General features: G+C 64.1%; 17 protein-coding genes. 6 read left to right on the plus strand and 11 right to left on the minus strand.

The window, feature by feature from the left end:
* The first annotated feature begins 185 nt into the window (after positions 1-185).
* Positions 186-1,055 carry a thioredoxin gene (gene trxA, locus BM275_RS04280; protein ID WP_090519476.1) on the plus strand — a complete coding sequence of 290 codons (870 nt, stop codon included), beginning with the start codon at positions 186-188 and terminating at the stop codon, positions 1,053-1,055.
* A gap of 26 nt (positions 1,056-1,081) precedes the next feature.
* Here trxA and BM275_RS04285 read toward each other — a convergent pair whose 3' ends face one another.
* Complete coding sequence (locus BM275_RS04285) at positions 1,082-1,432, minus strand: hypothetical protein (RefSeq protein WP_014821577.1); 351 nt, start codon at positions 1,430-1,432, stop codon at positions 1,082-1,084.
* Positions 1,433-1,527: 95 nt separating this feature from the next.
* Between BM275_RS04285 and BM275_RS04290 the strand changes: the two genes are divergently transcribed.
* The 4 genes from BM275_RS04290 to BM275_RS04305 are packed head-to-tail and all read left to right on the plus strand — an operon-like array spanning position 1,528 to position 4,672.
* Positions 1,528-2,157, plus strand: coding sequence for a DUF2796 domain-containing protein (locus tag BM275_RS04290; protein ID WP_014821578.1), 630 nt, complete (start codon positions 1,528-1,530; stop codon positions 2,155-2,157).
* A 17-nt stretch (positions 2,158-2,174) separates the two neighbouring features.
* Positions 2,175-2,882 (plus strand): ABC transporter ATP-binding protein, encoded by a 708-nt coding sequence (locus BM275_RS04295; RefSeq protein ID WP_090519477.1) that lies wholly within the window; start codon positions 2,175-2,177, stop codon positions 2,880-2,882.
* A gap of 3 nt (positions 2,883-2,885) precedes the next feature.
* Positions 2,886-4,151, plus strand: a complete 1,266-nt coding sequence (locus BM275_RS04300) for an ABC transporter permease (RefSeq protein ID WP_090519479.1) — start codon at positions 2,886-2,888, stop codon at positions 4,149-4,151.
* A gap of 8 nt (positions 4,152-4,159) precedes the next feature.
* A complete protein-coding gene (locus BM275_RS04305) occupies positions 4,160-4,672 on the plus strand; it encodes a DUF3299 domain-containing protein (protein WP_090519480.1) in 513 nt (170 codons plus the stop codon).
* Between the two features lie 34 nt (positions 4,673-4,706).
* On the opposite strand, the gene BM275_RS04310 is transcribed toward BM275_RS04305, so the two are convergent.
* From BM275_RS04310 to BM275_RS04335, 6 genes are read right to left on the minus strand one after another with little or no spacing between them, the layout of a single operon-like run.
* The gene (locus BM275_RS04310) at positions 4,707-5,798 is read right to left on the minus strand and encodes a tetratricopeptide repeat protein (RefSeq protein WP_090519482.1); all 1,092 of its coding nucleotides are present in this window, start codon (positions 5,796-5,798) and stop codon (positions 4,707-4,709) included.
* A gap of 1 nt (position 5,799) precedes the next feature.
* Positions 5,800-6,513, minus strand: coding sequence for an energy transducer TonB (locus BM275_RS04315; RefSeq protein ID WP_014821583.1), 714 nt, complete (start codon positions 6,511-6,513; stop codon positions 5,800-5,802).
* The gene (locus BM275_RS04320) at positions 6,513-6,926 is read right to left on the minus strand and encodes an ExbD/TolR family protein (protein ID WP_023444691.1); all 414 of its coding nucleotides are present in this window, start codon (positions 6,924-6,926) and stop codon (positions 6,513-6,515) included. The genes BM275_RS04315 and BM275_RS04320 overlap by 1 nt, the downstream gene beginning before the upstream one ends.
* Positions 6,927-6,937: 11 nt before the next feature.
* Positions 6,938-7,483: a MotA/TolQ/ExbB proton channel family protein gene (locus BM275_RS04325; protein WP_014821584.1), complete on the minus strand. Its 546-nt coding sequence runs from the start codon at positions 7,481-7,483 to the stop codon at positions 6,938-6,940.
* Positions 7,476-8,822, minus strand: coding sequence for a MotA/TolQ/ExbB proton channel family protein (locus tag BM275_RS04330; RefSeq protein WP_090519484.1), 1,347 nt, complete (start codon positions 8,820-8,822; stop codon positions 7,476-7,478). The genes BM275_RS04325 and BM275_RS04330 overlap by 8 nt, the downstream gene beginning before the upstream one ends.
* Entirely contained in the window at positions 8,819-9,604 is a 786-nt protein-coding gene (locus BM275_RS04335; RefSeq protein ID WP_023444693.1) for a DUF3450 domain-containing protein, read from the minus strand. Before BM275_RS04335 ends, BM275_RS04330 begins: the two co-directional genes overlap by 4 nt.
* A gap of 184 nt (positions 9,605-9,788) precedes the next feature.
* Between BM275_RS04335 and BM275_RS04340 the strand changes: the two genes are divergently transcribed.
* A complete protein-coding gene (locus tag BM275_RS04340; protein WP_090519485.1) occupies positions 9,789-10,457 on the plus strand; it encodes an OmpW/AlkL family protein in 669 nt (222 codons plus the stop codon).
* Positions 10,458-10,531: 74 nt separating this feature from the next.
* Here BM275_RS04340 and BM275_RS04345 read toward each other — a convergent pair whose 3' ends face one another.
* From BM275_RS04345 to BM275_RS04360, 4 genes are all read right to left on the minus strand, one after another.
* Positions 10,532-11,461: an NAD-dependent epimerase/dehydratase family protein gene (locus tag BM275_RS04345; RefSeq protein WP_090519487.1), complete on the minus strand. Its 930-nt coding sequence runs from the start codon at positions 11,459-11,461 to the stop codon at positions 10,532-10,534.
* A complete protein-coding gene (locus BM275_RS04350; RefSeq protein WP_090519488.1) occupies positions 11,454-12,338 on the minus strand; it encodes a sugar nucleotide-binding protein in 885 nt (294 codons plus the stop codon). Before BM275_RS04350 ends, BM275_RS04345 begins: the two co-directional genes overlap by 8 nt.
* 10 nt (positions 12,339-12,348) lie before the next feature.
* Complete coding sequence (locus tag BM275_RS04355; protein ID WP_003304048.1) at positions 12,349-12,843, minus strand: single-stranded DNA-binding protein; 495 nt, start codon at positions 12,841-12,843, stop codon at positions 12,349-12,351.
* Positions 12,844-13,000: 157 nt separating this feature from the next.
* Positions 13,001-14,368, minus strand: a complete 1,368-nt coding sequence (locus BM275_RS04360; protein ID WP_090519489.1) for an MFS transporter — start codon at positions 14,366-14,368, stop codon at positions 13,001-13,003.
* Positions 14,369-14,414: the final 46 nt, after the last annotated feature.

A 14,414-nucleotide genomic window follows, 5' to 3' on the forward strand; every position in this document is an offset into this window, starting at 1 on the left:
GACTGCAAACGCCGCACCGGTCTAGGAAAAAGGTGTTGCCTCAACGCCGCAGGCAAGTGCCCTGCCGCGCCGGGCGGCGAAACCATAGTCCAATACCCCGCCGCATGCGAGCCCTTGCTTCCGAAGTCAAGCGCCCCCACATACCATGCACGCCTTTCCTGTCATTTGTGCCCACGAGAATCCCGATGAGCCAGACGCCCTATATCTTCGATGTCACTACCGCCAGCTTCGAACAGCTGGTGCTCGAAAACTCGTTTCACAAGCCGGTACTGGTCGACTTCTGGGCCGAATGGTGCGCGCCGTGCAAGGCGCTGATGCCAATGCTGGCGAAGATCGCCGAGGAGTATCAGGGCGAGCTGCTGCTGGCCAAGGTCAATTGCGACGTCGAACCGGATGTCGTGGCCCGCTTCGGCATCCGCAGCCTGCCGACCGTGGTGTTGTTCAAGGATGGTCAGCCAGTGGACGGTTTCGCCGGTGCGCAGCCCGAATCGGCGATTCGCGCGATGCTCGAGCCCCACGTGCAGGCTCCGGCGACGCCGCAGGGCAACCTGCTGGAAAGCGCGCAGGCCGCCTTCGCTGAAGGCCGTTTCGCCGAGGCCGAGGCGCAGCTGCAGCAGCTGCTGAGTGAAGACAACGAGAACGCTGCCGGGCTGATTCTTTATGCCCGCTGCCTGGCCGAGCGCGGAGAACTGGGCGAAGCGGAAACGGTGCTCAACGCGGTAAAAGGCGATGAGCACAAGCAGGCTCTGGCCGGCGCCCGTGCTCAGCTGACGTTTCTGCGCCAGGCCAACGACCTGCCGGAAGTCGCCACCCTGAAGAGTCGCCTGGCGCAGAACGGCGAGGACGATGAAGCGGCGTATCAGCTGGCCATCCAGCAACTGGCTCGCCAGCAATACGAGGCGGCGCTCGACGGCCTGCTCAAGCTGTTCGTGCGCAACCGCGGCTACGCCGATGGGCAGCCGCACAAGACGCTGCTACAGGTTTTCGATCTGCTGGGTAATGACCACCCGCTGGTGACGCTGTACCGCCGCAAGCTTTACCAGGCGATCTACTGATCGCGGGCAAACCTCCGGCGTGCCCATCAGGAAGGCGCGCCGACCCAGTGATAGCAAGCCGAGTCGGCGCCGTGCTCGACCTTCACCTCGTCACAGTGACGCAAGCGCACCAGCAGCCGCTTGGCCAGCAGCGCATTGCCGGCAAGCGCTTCCAGTTCGGCGAGCAATTCCGGGCCGTCCAGTTTGCCGGCGCAGCGCAGTCGCTCCCGCGCGCTGTGCCACAGGGCATCGCCAGGTGGCGTCGCAGGCGCCGGGACGCCGCCCGCCGCAGCCTCATCGGTGCCGACGCTACGGGTCAGGTTCATCCAGTCCTGGGCGTCCAGCTCGATTTCCAGATCGACCGGCCAATCTCCTATGCGTCCGCGGATTCGAATCATGCTGTCCCTCCAGAGCTATGCGCTCATCCTCACATGAAGGCAGCGGACTGGCCAGCCGCACGGCAAAGTTGTTATAACGTAACGAACCCCTTTCGATGGAGCCGACCATGCGCCACCTACTCTTTGCCGTGCCTATGCTTCTGCTGCCCCTGAGCTACAGCCAAGCACATGAAGACGATCATCACCATGAACACGAAGGCGCGACCAGCCTGGGTGCGCATGAGCATGGCGCGGCGCGCCTGAATGCGGCACTGGATGGCAATCAGCTGGAGCTGGAGCTGATCAGCCCGGCGATGAACCTGCTCGGTTTCGAGCACGCTGCTGCCAGCGCAGCAGATGAGGCGAAGATCGCCAGCGTACGCTCGCAACTGGAACAACCTCTGGCCCTGTTCGGCCTCCCGGCGGCGGCAGGTTGCAGCGTCAGTGAGCAGCAGTTTGCCGGCGAACTGCTCGGCTCGGCCCATGCGGGCTATCAGCGCGGCGATGATCACGAACACAAGCAGGAGGATAAGCACGACCACGACGACCACGAAGCCGGTGGCCACAGCGATATCGAAGCGCACTACCAACTCGACTGCAGCAACCCAGAGGCGCTGCGCGCACTGGATCTCACACGGCTGTTCGAAAGCTTTCCCGGCACGGAAAAGATTCAGGTACAACTGATCGGCCCGAGCGGCCAGCAGGGCACGGAACTGACGCCGGCCCGCGCGCAGTTGCCCTTCTGAACCAGCACTGGACCCCGATGAGCGCTCCACTCCTCGCAATCGACAACCTCGGCTTCGCCTGGCCCCGCCAGGCCGAGCTGCTGGACATTCCCACGTTTCGCCTCGAACGCGGCGAAAGCCTGTTCCTCAAGGGCCCGTCGGGCAGCGGCAAGACCACCCTGCTCGGCCTGATCGGCGGTGTGCAGAAAGCCGGCCGCGGCAGTATCCGCCTGCTCGACCGCGACCTCGGCAGTCTGTCGGCCGGTGCCCGTGACCGCTTCCGCGTCGATCACACCGGCTACATCTTCCAGCAGTTCAACCTGCTGCCTTTTCTTTCGGTACGCGAGAACGTCGGCCTGCCCTGCCATTTTTCGCCGCTGCGTGCCGAACGTGCGCGCAAGCGCCACGGCAGTACGGACGCCGCGGCGGCGAGCCTGCTGGAGCATCTGGGACTGCCCCCGGAGCTGTTCGAGCGTCGTGCCGATGCGCTCTCCATCGGCCAGCAGCAACGCGTCGCTGCTGCCCGCGCACTGATCGGCCAGCCGGAGCTGGTCATCGCCGACGAGCCGACCTCGGCGCTGGATGCGGATAGCCGCGAAGTCTTTCTGCAGCTGCTGTTCTCCGAGTGCCGCGCAGCCGGCGCGAGCCTGCTGTTCGTCAGCCATGATCAGAGCCTGGCGCCTCTGTTCGACCGTAGCCTGTCGCTGGCCGAACTCAATCGCGCGACGCGCGCAGTGGAGTGCTGAGCGATGTATCTCCTGCGCCTGGCCCTGGCGAGCCTAAACAATCGGCGCTTCACCGCCCTGCTGACCGTGTTCGCCATCGCCCTCTCGGTGTGCCTGCTGCTCGCCGTCGAACGGGTGCGCAACGAAACCCGCGCCAGCTTCGCCAGCACCATCAGCGGCACCGATCTGGTGGTCGGTGCGCGCTCCGGCTCGGTCAATCTGTTGCTGTACTCGGTGTTCCGCATCGGCAATGCGACCAACAACATCCGTTGGGACAGCTACCAGCGCTTCGCCGAACACCCGCGGGTCGCTTGGGCGATCCCGATTTCCCTGGGCGACTCCCATCGTGGCTACCGCGTAATGGGCACCAACACGGCCTATTTCGAGCATTACCGCTACGGTCGCAAACAGCCGCTGCAACTGGCCGAAGGCCGCGCCTTCGAAAGCGACCCGTTCGAGGTTGTGCTTGGCGCGGAAGTGGCTAGTGCACTGGGCTACAAACTCGACGACAGCATCGTCCTCGCACATGGCGTAGCGCGTGTCAGCCTCGTACAGCACGATGACAAACCGTTCCGCGTGGTCGGCGTGCTGCAGCGCACCGGCACGCCGGTCGACCGTACCCTGCACATCAGTCTGGCCGGCATGGAAGCGCTGCATGTCGACTGGCAGAACGGCATGCCGGCCCGCGGTGCCGGGCGTATCGACGCCGAGCAAGCGCGGGCACTCGATTTACAGCCGCAGCAGATCACTGCGGTCCTGCTCGGTTTGAACAGCAAGGTCGCCACCTTCACCCTGCAACGGGAAATCAACCAGTACCGCAGCGAGCCGCTGCTGGCGATCCTGCCCGGCGTCGCCCTGCAGGAGCTCTGGAGCCTGATGGGCACGGCCGAGAAAGCGCTGTTCGTGGTCTCGCTGTTCGTCGTGCTGACCGGCCTGATCGGCATGCTCACGGCGATCCTCACCAGCCTCAACGAGCGACGCCGGGAGATGGCGATCCTGCGCTCGGTGGGTGCTCGCCCCTGGCATATCGCCGCGCTATTGATCATCGAGGCGTTCGGCCTGGCCCTCGCGGGCACGCTGCTGGGGCTGGCGCTGCTGTATATCAGCATCGCCATCGCGCAGTCGCCGCTGCAGAGCCTCTACGGCCTTTATCTGCCGCTGGCCTGGCCGAGCGCCTATGAGTGGGGACTGCTCGGCGCTATCCTGCTGGCGGCACTGCTGATGGGCAGCGTGCCGGCCTGGCGGGCCTATCGCCAATCGCTGGCCGATGGCCTGTCGATTCGACTGTGAGGAACCCGATGTCGCGCCTGCTGCTTGCTCTGCTACTGGCCTGTGCGGTCTCTGCGTATGCCGATGACGTCCGCGATCTACAGTGGTCGGAGCTGATTCCCGAGGGTGCGCCGCCACCACCGCCGCCAATGGCCATGCATGACATGTCGCAGCTGGCCGATGCACTCGCTGCCGAGGCTGGGCCGGCTGCCGCACAACAGTCGCCGGCCGCGCCAGTGGTCGAAGCCCTCGATGGGCAGATGGTGAAGTTGCCGGGGTATATCGTGCCGCTGGACATGACCGAGGAAGGGCGCGTCATCGAATTCCTGCTGGTGCCCTACTTCGGCGCCTGCATTCACGTGCCCCCGCCGCCATCCAACCAGATCGTGCATGCCACCAGCGAGCTGGGCGTGCGGGTGGAAGCGCTATATGAACCGTTCTGGATCGAGGGCCCGCTGAGGGTGGAACACGCCAGCAGCGAGCTGGCGGAGTCTGGTTATCGCATGCAGGCACAGAAGATCTATCCCTACGAATTGCAGTAATCACCAGCCGGCAGGTTACGTTCTGCCAGCTCGATCAGTGCGCGCTGGCGATCTGCTTCTCACGCTCGAAACTGAGCTCACCTTCCGCCCACTCGCGCCATTCGCGCACGCGACGACGTTCGGCGCCGGCCCGCTCGGCCTGCTTCAATGCGTCAAGCCCGGCCTGCCAACGAGCCTGTTCCAGCTCGAGCTGCGCCACATTCATCCAGAACTTCGCGCTGCCGGTCTGAGTCGCCAGCTGGCGATAGATCTTCGCGGCCTCGGTGCGCTCGCGGGCCTGCCACCAGAGCATGCCCATGCGCTCCTGGCGACTGGCATTGCTCGGCAGCAAGCGTGACGCCAGCATCCCTTCGAGCAGTTTGGCGCCTTGCCATGGCTGCCCAGCGGCACTAGCGAGAGCGACCAGGTTGTCCAATTCCGCCTCACTGAAGCGCAAGCCCTTCGCGTGCGCAGTGCGCAGCGTCGCCAGCGCGCGATCTTCAGCGCCGGCCATCTGCTGCAGGCCGGCCAGCTGCCGCCAGGCCTTGACCTGATCGGGGTGGCGCAGCAGCAGCTTCTGTTGCCAGCGTTCGGCAGCCTGATAGCGCTTGAGCTCGGCGTTGCCGGCAACCAGGAACTGCAGCCAGGTATCGCCCGCCTTCGGGTTCGCCTGCACATAACGCTCGGCCAGCGGCAGCGCCTTGGCATGCTGACCGAGGCCCTGGTAAGCCTGCACCAGCATCTGCAGCACTTCTTCGTTGCCCTGATTAGCCGATCCCAGCAGGCTGACCACCTTGGCGTAGCGACCCTCGACTAGGTTCAGCCGCGCAAGGTTCATCCGCTCACCGGCCAGCAGCTCTTCGTCCAGCTTGCCGCTGGCCACTGCCTTGTCCAGCCATTCCAGCGCCTGGCGATTATTGCCTTCGGCCCAGGCCAGATAGCCGCGACTGCGCCAGAGCAACGCCTCTTCACCGCTACCGGCCTTAGCGCTGACGCCCTCCAGCGCCTTGCGCGCAGTGGCATAGTCGCCCTTGCTCTGCGCGGTCTGCGCTCGCTCGAGCGCCATGAACACCGCGGGGTCGATGGCCAGGGCGGCCTGGGCCGAAGCGGAGAGAAAAAGCGACAGCACGAGCAGCAAACAAAGCATCTCAGCGTTCTCCTTGCAGGCGGAAGTGCAGGGTTTTCACGGCTTCACGGGATACCGGTGCACCGTTTTCGGTACGCGGCGCGAAACGCCAGCGGGCCGCCGCGCGCCGGGCCTCGCGGTCGAACACGTTACGAGGCGAGGCTTCCAGCACGCGGATGTTCTCCACCCGCCCCTGCGGGTTGATGGTGAACGCCAGTTTGATATGCCCTTCGATGCCCTGTTGCCGTGCACGGTAGGGATACTCCGGACGCACATCATTGAGCGGCATCACTTCCTGCTCCGGGCCGCCGGGCTTGCCCGCCGCTTCAACTGCCGCACTGGCCGGCGCTGGCGCCGCGGCCGGGGCACTCTGTGCCGCCGTCAGGCCGGACAGACTCGGCGCTGGAGCGGTGGCGACCGATACGCCTGCGTCGATGTTCGGCAGGTCGAGGTCGAGCTTGGGCAGATTGGCGTCTGGGGTCGCCATGTTCGGCGTCGGTGGCGTCGGCGGTTGTGGCGTCTTCGGCTGCGGTGGCTGTGGCGCCTGCTGACGTGAACGCGTGGCGGTGTCCTCGTTGCGCCCATCCATGCGCACGAAATTGGCAATCGCCAATGGATCTTCCTCAATCTTGCTGCGCGGGGGATTGACCATGCTCAGCATCAGGGCGAACAGCAGCAACGCCACCACACAGGCGGCGATGAAGGCCAGACTGAAACGGACCAGCCGCGGTTGCATCAGCGCGACCCCGTGCTGGCGGCCAGCGCAACGTCTTGCACGCCGGCCTGACGCGCCTGGTCCATGACCTGCACCACCAGGCCGGTGCGCGCGTCCTGGTCAGCCTGGACGACCACTGCGCCCTCCGGCTGATCGACGCGCAGCCGCTCGACATGCGCCCGCACACTGCGTACGTCGACCACCTGCTTGTCGATCCAGACCTGGCCATCGGCCGTGACGGCGATGAGGATATTGCCCTTGTCCTGGGTGCTGGCGGTGTCCGCCTGCGGGCGCTGGACTTCGACACCGGATTCCTTGATGAAGGAGCTGGTGACGATGAAGAAGATCAGCATGATGAAGACCACATCGAGCATCGGCGTGAGATCGATGCCGGTATCTTCTTCCTGCTGGTAATGATGACGGCGCATACGCATCCCGCTAATCCTCAGTCGTGACGCAGCTGGTCAGCCAGCCGGTCGAGAGACTGGCGCGCGATTCGCTCTAGGCGCGCCAGACTGAACAATCCTGTGATGGCCAGCACCATGCCGGCCATGGTCGGCAGGGTCGCCTGCCAGACACCCGCGGCCATGCCGCGTGGGTTGCCGGAGCCACTGAGCGCCAGCACGTCGAAAACCGCGATCATGCCGCTGACCGTACCGAGCAAGCCAAGCAGCGGATACATCGCCACCAGGGTCTTGCTCAGCCGTAGCGGTCCGGACAACTGCTGCTGAGCCTGCGCCAGCCAGGCCGAACGCACCGCACGCTGCCAGCTACCAGGCTCATCGGCCATCTGCGCCCAGGCCTGGCGGCGTGACTCGACCCAGTGCGGGAAGACCCGCCGCATGAACCAGAGGCGCTCGAAGACCAGTGTCCAATACAGCACGCACAGGCCAGCCAGCGCCCACATCACCACGCCGCCGGCAGCCATGAAATCGAGCAGCGCGTGACCGCTGTCGATCAGACCCAGCCAGTGAGCGCGCAGATCAGTCACGACGTGGCGCCCCCGACAGGTGCAGCGCGATGAGGCCGGCGCTCTGCTGCTCCAGCAACTGGATCAGCGCCTTGCTACGGCTGGCCAGCAGGCTGTGCAGGAACAGCAGCGGAATCGCCACCACCAGGCCCAGCACCGTGGTTACCAGCGCCTGGGAGATACCGTCGGCCATCAGCCGCGAGTCGCCGCCACCGCTCTGGGTGATGGCCTGGAAAGTGATGATCATGCCGGTCACGGTGCCCAGCAGGCCGAGCAGCGGTGCAACAGCTGCCAGCAGCTTGAGCAGCGGCTGACCGCGCTCCAGTGGCGGGGTTTCCTGGAGGATCGCCTCGTCCAGCTTGAGCTCGAGGGTCTCCAGATCCGACAACTGTGGCTTCGGCCCCAGCACGCCGATGATTCGGCCGAGCGGATTGTCATCGCGCGGCTGGTTCAGCTCGCGCATCTGGCTGCCCACCTTGCGACCGACGCCACCCAGATACACCATGCGCCAGATCGCCAGCAGCAGGCCGACGGCACCGAGCACCAGAATGACGCCACCCACCAGACCACCTTGCTTGACGCGATCCCACAGGTCCGGCTGGCGTTGCAACTGGGCGATCAGCGTGCCGCGGCTCGGATCCACCGGCAATGTAGCCAGCGCATCGGAGCTGCTCAGATAGTCTTCGATCAAACCCTGACCGGACGGCTGGCGTGTCGGTACCAGCAGCTCGCCGGCATCGGCGTCGTAGCGCAGGAAGGCCTCGTCGGTGAATGCGGAGAAGCTGCCGACCCGCAGTACCGGCTGCTCGCTGCGCGCGCCATCGGTGCCCACCACCGGCAGCTGTACGCGCTCGACGCGGCCGCTGGCCGCCAGGTCTTCCAGCAGGGTCATCCAGAACGCATCGAGGTCATCGGCCGACGGCAGCGCGCGGCTTTCCGCCAGGCTGCGCAGCTGGGTCAGGCGCTCGGGATACTGAGCGTTGAGCAGACTGTCCTGCCACTGGCCAGCGATGTCACCTGCACTCTGGCGCACGACGCCGAACAGCTCACCCAGATGGCCAACACGCTGCGCCAGGAGTTTTTCCTGCTCGGCCAGCTCGGCCTCCTGGCGATCGAAGTCGGCCTTCAGGCGTTCGGCCTCGGCCTTCTGCTCGGCCAGTGCGGCACGGGCACGGGAAAGCAGTTGCTGCTGCTCGCCACGATCACGAACGAAGCCCTGCTCGCGGGCCTGCATGGCGCTGACCTCGGCGGCACGGTCGCTGCGAATGCGTTCGAGCAGCTGGTCGGGACTGAGCGGTTCTGCCGAATGAGCCGTGAGGGGCAACAGCGCGACAAGAAGGAGGGAAAACAGACGGCTCATTGCGCGGCCTCCTCGGCCAGGGTCTTCACGGGCAATTGCAGGTAGGCCGGAGCCTGTTGCTGACGGGCGATGGCGATGGCCTGCGTAAGCGGCCGGCGGGCGCTGCCGTCGAGCACTTCCCAGGCGCGAGTCTGCGGATTCCACCAGCCGCTCTCGTGAGCATCGAGAGTCTGGTAATAGAGCATCACTCGACCGAGCCGCAGGAATTCGACGCTGCGTGACTCCGCGTCGCCCGGCAGCTCACCACGCCAGGCTTCCAGCGTGCGGCCGTAATCGCTTTCGATCTGATAGGCCTCGAGGATGCGCCGGTACTTTTCCGCCAGGCTGACGTCGGCGCGTGGCAGTAGGTCCTGCAGGCCGGCCAGACGGTCGGCACGCTCATCGGGGAGGAACGGCAGATCGGCCGCGATGAATTCCCCCAGCACCTCGACCATACGACTCATCTGCGGCGTAACGGCTTCCTGGGTGCGCTCGATGCTGTCCAGCTGGCGCTGAAAGCCCACCAGCTCCTTGCTCTGCGCTGCGGTCAGCTCCTGCAACTGCTTGTTGTAGGCCTTCAGCGCTTCGGTCTGCTGCAAAGCACTGCGGTACTCGTTGAGCATCTCGCGAGTGGCGTCGTCGAGCTGGTCGATCCGCGCCTGCGAGGCCTTCGCCTCGGCGGACAAACGCTCGCTCTCATCCAGCGCTGCGTCCAGCGGTGCCGCGGACAGCGACCCGGCATAAAGCTGAAGACAGCACGGCAGCACGGCAACCGCCAGCAGGCGGGGAAAGAAGGAAGGCATTGAAGGGTCCTTGCAGACGGTCGTTAACTCAAAAGAGAAACATTATCATCTGTGAGTTGACGCAAAGCAACCCGGGCGTTTCGTCGCAGTCGAGGCGGCGTTTTTCATTGAGCTGGATCAAAAAGCCCCAGCGCTCAGTCCCTACCATGGCGCTCAATCGCATTCCAACAAACGGAGCATCATCATGCGCAAGACCCTGTTCACCGCTTCCGCGCTGGCCCTGGCGCTGGCCGCACCCTTCGCCCAGGCTTTCGAAGCCGGGGACATCATCGTTCGCGCTGGTGCTATTACCGTTGATCCGCGTGAAGATAGCGGGGAGGTCAAAGCTGGCGGCACACCATTCACTGGCAGCCAGGCGACGCTGAACAGCGACACCCAACTCGGCCTAAACTTCGCTTACATGGTCACTGACAAGGTGGGTATTGAACTGCTTGCCGCCACCCCATTTAGCCACGACGTGGGCGTCAAAGGCGTAGCAGCTGGTATTGATGGAAAGCTCGGAAGCCTGAAGCACCTCCCACCGACGCTCGGCGTGATCTACTACCCGCTTGAGAAGAACTCCGCCTTCCAACCTTATGTAGGGGCTGGCATCAACTACACATGGTTCTTCGATACGAAGCTGAGCAGCTCTGCGGATCAAATCTTTGACGGCCTGGACGTTAAAGACTCGTGGGGTTTAGCCGCTCAAGTGGGCATGGACTACATGCTGACTGACAACATCATGCTGAACGCCCAAGTTCGCTATATCGACATTGATACCACCGGCACCACTCACCTGGGTGACACCAAAGTGAAAGTAGATATCGATGTCGACCCCTTCGTCTACATGGTCGGTCTCGGCTACAAGTTCTGACGTAACCGGCCCAGCCGGATCGCAGACAGACAAAAGGCGCCTGGGGCGCCTTTTGTGTTTTCAGAGTTTGCAACCTACAAACCCAACAGCTTGGCCAACCCTTCCCGCATGTCGGTCGGCGGTTCCGGCAGACGATAGCGCTGCACTAGCCGGGCATTATTCGCCCGCGAATGACGAATATCCCCCGGCCGCGCGGCCTGATAGCTCACCTTGGGAAGCCCGCCCAACACGTCACCGATGGCCACCAGCAGCTGATTCAGCGAAGTGGCCTGATTCAGCCCAACATTCACCGCGCCCTCCACCGCCTCGGGCGACTCCAGCGCCTGCACCAACACCTCGACCAGATCGGCAACGTAGAAAAAATCGCGCGTCTGCTCGCCATCGCCGAACACCGCAATCGGCAACCCCTTCTGCGCCCGCTCGGTGAAGATGCTGATCACACCGGAATACGGTGACGATGGATCCTGCCGCGGCCCGAAGATATTGAAGAAACGGAACACCACCGGCTCCAGACCATGCTGGCGCCGATAGAAATCCAGGTAGTGCTCGCTGGCTAGCTTGTCCGCGGCGTAGGGTGTCAGGGGCGCCTTCGGTGTGTCCTCATCGATAGCATGGCCTTCGCCGTTGTTGCCATAGACCGCTGCGCTCGAGGCAAACAGCACACGCTTCACACCCGACTCGCGCATCGCCTCACACAGATTGAGCGTGCCAATCAGGTTGCTCTGGTGCGTACCGAATGGATCATCCACCGACGCCTGCACCGACGCCACCGCGGCCAGATGCACCACCGCCCGACATCCCTGCACCGCACGACGCACGCAATCGGCATCGGCGACATCGCCGACGATCAGTTCGACGCGTGTATCTTGCGGCAGGTTTTCGCGCTTGCCGGTCGAGAGATTGTCCAACACACGAACGGCATAGCCGCGCGCCAGCAACGCATCGACCAAGTTCGAGCCGATGAACCCGGCACCGCCGGTGACCAGAATCGGGGCATCAGCCATGACGGTAGTAACGCTCCAACAGGCTCGGCAACCCGGTGCGCCAGGCGCGAGGCTTGATGCCGAAAGTGGTGAAAATCTTCTTGCAGGCGAGTACGCCGTGCTGCGGTTCGGCTGCGGCATCCGAACAGGCGGCATGCGCCACGGCCGTCAGATTCGCCGTTGTGACGTCGCGATACTTGCCGGCCTCGCCGAGCAACGCCTGGGCGACCAGCAACGGGGTGGAAGCCTCATGTCCGCCGTAGTGATAGGTACCCCACAGCGGTGCCTGGCAGTCGAGCTGCTTCAATACCGCAAGGATCACGCGCGCGGCATCGTCGACAGGTGTCGGATTGCCGCGCCGGTCATCCGCCAGCAGTATCGCCTCGCTCTGCTCGAGTCGTTGCAGCACGCGCCCTAGAACACCGTCCCGACTGTCATCGAGCAACCAGCCAAAACGCAGCAGGACATGTCGCGGGCATAGCGAACGCACACTCTGCTCGATGCGCCACAGCGCCCCGCCTCGTGCATCCAGCGGCGCCACCTCGTCCTTTTCGCTATAGGCCGTGGTTCGGGCACCGTCGAATACCCGGTAGCTCGATGGCTGCAACAGGACGAAATCATGGTGCTGACAGAGTTCGGCGAGCCGCTCGACCGCACGCTCCTGTGCGGCGAGCGCCGGCTCGTTGGGCTGTCCGCTCTGGAACCAGTCGTAATAGTAGGCAAGGTTGACCACGACATCCGGACGGTTGTCGTCGAGCAACTGGGTAAGACTGGCGGCGTCCCAGCCCTGAGCGGGCGGTCGCGGTGCGAGGAAGCCGATGTCTTCCTCGGCGCCGAGGCGGATGAGCGCCTGGCCCAGGGCATTGCCGCCGCCCAACAGCATCAGGCGCATTCGCATTCAGATAACTCTAGAAAGGGATGTCGTCGTCGAAGCTGTCGTAGTCCGGTGCCGGCTGCTGCCGCGCAGCGGGCTGCTGCGGCTGGGCCTGCTGACGCGGCGCCTGCTGCGGCTCACGCTGCTGCGGGCGAGCCTGACGCGGCGCATCGTCGGAACTGCCGCCACGGCCACCGAGCAGCTGCATGGTGCCGTTCATGTCGACGACTATTTCGGTGGTGTAGCGCTTGACGCCGTCCTTCTCCCACTCGCGGGTCTGCAGGCGTCCCTCGATGTAGCATTGCGAACCCTTGCGCAGATATTCGCCGGCGATCTCGGCAACCTTGCCGAACAACACCACGCGATGCCACTCGGTACGCTCCTGAAGCTGGCCGGTCTGCTTGTCCTTCCAGCTATCGGTGGTTGCCAGCGTGATGTTGGTCACCGCATTGCCATTGGGCATGTAGCGGGTTTCCGGGTCGCCGCCGACATTGCCGATCAAGATGACTTTATTCACCCCTCTGGCCATGGGTAACTCCTCATTGGAACGTTGAATTGGATGGATTCACCGATGGCGGTTGTACCGCCAGCAAAGCCGATGACCGCGAATCTTACCTCAGCCACCCTTGACGGCCAACCGACGCACTTTCATGTTGCGCGGCACTATGCAGCCGCGAACAGGCGCCTCAGGCAACCAAGCGATCAAGAGCTTCACGATCCAGCTGCTGCGTATCGACCTTGATATAGGCCGCTGCCTCGTCGGCAACGATGAGCACGTCGCTAACACCGGCGACTTGTAGCAGGTCACGCCCAAGCCCTGCGTTGGCCAGCGCTCTGGTCGAAAGCGGCAAGCGCAGGCTCGTTACATAAGGAGGTTCGCGCATGCTGAAGGCCACCACGAACCACAACGCGCACAGCGCAGCGCAACCGGCGAACACCAGCGCCAGGCCACCCTGCTGATAGAGCATACCGCCCAGCACGCCACCGAGACCGGCACCGAGAAACTGACTGGTGGAGTAGACGCCCATCGCGGTGCCCTTGCCGCCGGCCGGCGCGACTTTGCTGATCAACGAAGGCAGCGACGCTTCCAGCAGATTGAACGCGATGAAGAAGCCCACCATGCCGACGACCAGCATCCACAAGCCATTTCCGAACCACCAGAAGAACAGCTCGCAGAGCAGCAGCGCGGTGACCGCGCCCAATAGCACGCGGCGCATCTGGCGCTTCTTCTCGCCATAAATAATGAAGGGAATCATGCCGAAGAAGCCGACCAGCAGTGCCGTGAGGTAGACCCACCAATGCTCTTCCTTGGGCAACGCGCCCTGCTCTACCAGTGCCAGCGGCAGCGCGACGAAGCTGGCCATCAGGATCGCATGCAGCGCCAGGATGCTGAAATCCAGACGCAGCAGATCAGGATGGCGCAGCGTCAGGCCGAGTGCCTGCTTGGCGACGCCCGATTCGCGATGGCGCACATGCGCCTGGGCCTTGGGCAGCAACGCGACGATGACTCCGCCAAGCAACGCCATGCCGGCGGTTACCCAGAACAGTCCGGAGAGACCGAAGGCACGGGTCAGCAACGGCCCGACGATCATCGCGACAGCGAAGGAAAAACCGATGCTCACGCCGATCAGCGCCATCGCCTTGGTCCGGTGCTGTTCGCGGGTCAGGTCCGAGAGCAGCGCCATCACTGCAGCGGAAATCGCCCCCGCCCCTTGCAGGATGCGCCCGGCGATGACGCCCCAGATGCTGTCGGACATCGCCGCGAGCACCGCTCCAGCGGCGAAGATCAGCAGGCCGAAATAGATGATAGGCAAGCGACCAATACGATCGGAAAGAATACCGAAGGGAATTTGCAGCAGCGCCTGGGTCAAACCATAGGCACCTATCGCAAGACCGATCAGGGTCGGCGTAGCGCCTTCCAGGTCCATGCCGTAGGTTGCCAGCACGGGCAAAACCATGAACATGCCGAGCATGCGAAAAGCGAAAACCAGGGCCAGCCCGGAAGCTGCGCGTTTTTCGCTGGCGCTCATGCGCTCGCTGTAGGGGTCCTGCATGGAGGGTCTCGCTTGTATGAACCGGCGGCGATTCTAGCAGCCCTAC

The sequence above is a fragment of the Stutzerimonas kunmingensis genome (genome assembly GCF_900114065.1).
GTDB lineage: Bacteria > Pseudomonadota > Gammaproteobacteria > Pseudomonadales > Pseudomonadaceae > Stutzerimonas > Stutzerimonas kunmingensis.

Coding starts and splice junctions, on each gene's coding strand:
- trxA (WP_090519476.1), top strand. CDS start 186: ATGAGCCAGACGCCCTATATCTTCGATGTCACTACCGCCAGCTTCGAA.
- BM275_RS04285 (WP_014821577.1), bottom strand. CDS start 1,432: ATGATTCGAATCCGCGGACGCATAGGAGATTGGCCGGTCGATCTGGAA.
- BM275_RS04290 (WP_014821578.1), top strand. CDS start 1,528: ATGGAGCCGACCATGCGCCACCTACTCTTTGCCGTGCCTATGCTTCTG.
- BM275_RS04295 (WP_090519477.1), top strand. CDS start 2,175: ATGAGCGCTCCACTCCTCGCAATCGACAACCTCGGCTTCGCCTGGCCC.
- BM275_RS04300 (WP_090519479.1), top strand. CDS start 2,886: ATGTATCTCCTGCGCCTGGCCCTGGCGAGCCTAAACAATCGGCGCTTC.
- BM275_RS04305 (WP_090519480.1), top strand. CDS start 4,160: ATGTCGCGCCTGCTGCTTGCTCTGCTACTGGCCTGTGCGGTCTCTGCG.
- BM275_RS04310 (WP_090519482.1), bottom strand. CDS start 5,798: ATGCTTTGTTTGCTGCTCGTGCTGTCGCTTTTTCTCTCCGCTTCGGCC.
- BM275_RS04315 (WP_014821583.1), bottom strand. CDS start 6,513: ATGCAACCGCGGCTGGTCCGTTTCAGTCTGGCCTTCATCGCCGCCTGT.
- BM275_RS04320 (WP_023444691.1), bottom strand. CDS start 6,926: ATGCGTATGCGCCGTCATCATTACCAGCAGGAAGAAGATACCGGCATC.
- BM275_RS04330 (WP_090519484.1), bottom strand. CDS start 8,822: ATGAGCCGTCTGTTTTCCCTCCTTCTTGTCGCGCTGTTGCCCCTCACG.
- BM275_RS04335 (WP_023444693.1), bottom strand. CDS start 9,604: ATGCCTTCCTTCTTTCCCCGCCTGCTGGCGGTTGCCGTGCTGCCGTGC.
- BM275_RS04340 (WP_090519485.1), top strand. CDS start 9,789: ATGCGCAAGACCCTGTTCACCGCTTCCGCGCTGGCCCTGGCGCTGGCC.
- BM275_RS04345 (WP_090519487.1), bottom strand. CDS start 11,461: ATGGCTGATGCCCCGATTCTGGTCACCGGCGGTGCCGGGTTCATCGGC.
- BM275_RS04350 (WP_090519488.1), bottom strand. CDS start 12,338: ATGCGAATGCGCCTGATGCTGTTGGGCGGCGGCAATGCCCTGGGCCAG.
- BM275_RS04355 (WP_003304048.1), bottom strand. CDS start 12,843: ATGGCCAGAGGGGTGAATAAAGTCATCTTGATCGGCAATGTCGGCGGC.
- BM275_RS04360 (WP_090519489.1), bottom strand. CDS start 14,368: ATGCAGGACCCCTACAGCGAGCGCATGAGCGCCAGCGAAAAACGCGCA.